Source organism: Cellulophaga sp. BC115SP, from assembly GCF_009905545.1.
Classification (GTDB): Bacteria; Bacteroidota; Bacteroidia; order Cytophagales; family Spirosomataceae; genus Flectobacillus; species Flectobacillus rivi.
The window spans coordinates 1-1,037 of sequence record NZ_JAAALB010000156.1; the positions used below are offsets into that span (position 1 = coordinate 1).

Below are 1,037 nucleotides of genomic sequence, written 5' to 3' on the forward strand. Positions count from 1 at the left end.
GCCGACCGCTACCAGAGCTTAAGTTCAACATTGGTTTCATGGTTTGGCTTTCAGCCACCACGAAACCTTAGCTATTGGCAGTAGTTATTTTTTCTCGTCCGTTTGTTTTTCGTTAAATTTATCATAGTCAATAAAGTCCCAAGGTATTTCTTTTTTAAATATTTCAATACACTCTTCAAGTAGTTCAAGTCCGATTTCTTGTTTGAAAATTGTCACTGTCCTTGTTAATTGAGTGTCGTCTCGAAATATTTCTACAACAAGTTCATCATTTCGGTAAATTTCAACTCCAATTCCGTCTCGTAAATTTACATCACTCGCAACTATTGTTCTATCTTTCGGAAATTCCATTGCAAACTTAATTGTTAGAGGTTTTTGATAATTCTATAATTAAATCATCTGTCAAATGTCTTTCTGAAATAAGTGTCCACTTATTATTAGAACTCGGAAATCCTGTCCTACAATATCCAGCTTTGTTATCGAAGTCAAAAACTGCGTGATAATAATTGTTGATTGATAAAAAAGCTTTTTTTAAATCTTCTGTCCATAAAATCCTTACAATTGAAGGTTTGTCTTTGTCAATAACATCAGAAACATTGTAAATATGCAAAGCGTCTAAAATGTCCAAGTTGTTGTTTCTGTCAATTGCATAAAAATATCCTGTTTCTTCGTTGTCCTCAAATATAACAGCATTATTATTCTCTACTGTACTGTCAACAAATGTCTCTTGACCAACAGTAAAGGTCTGTTCTTCGTAAATAAATATGTTAGGTTTGTCGCTCATATAATTACTGCCAACGTTTTGGCGCTTGGCGAAGAAGCGGATTTCGAAGCACTAAACTGTCCGCCAGCACTGAATTTGACACGAAGCACCATGCTTCATTTAAGCACTGAACCCGCTTTTTTGCCAAACGCCTGTGCCTGTTGCACAACTCAAATATAAAGGAATAACCATAGACTTCCATCTTGTTGAGAACCTTTAATTTTACCTTGGAAAATTGGCTAAAAATGCGTATTTTAAAGGTATGCAAGGACGCAAA

Annotated in this window: 3 protein-coding genes; all 3 read right to left on the reverse strand. The window is 35.0% G+C overall.

Going from position 1 to position 1,037, the window contains the following annotated elements; translation table 11 throughout:
- Positions 1 to 84 precede the first annotated feature (84 nt).
- Positions 85 to 348, reverse strand: a complete 264-nt coding sequence (locus GVN22_RS27360; RefSeq protein WP_166554163.1) for a hypothetical protein — start codon at positions 346 to 348, stop codon at positions 85 to 87.
- A gap of 7 nt (positions 349 to 355) precedes the next feature.
- Positions 356 to 781 (reverse strand): DUF2251 domain-containing protein, encoded by a 426-nt coding sequence (locus GVN22_RS27365; RefSeq protein WP_166554164.1) that lies wholly within the window; start codon positions 779 to 781, stop codon positions 356 to 358.
- Between the two features lie 4 nt (positions 782 to 785).
- Positions 786 to 1,037: hypothetical protein (locus tag GVN22_RS27815; protein ID WP_205691068.1), on the reverse strand; the 252-nt coding region annotated here is incomplete at its 5' end.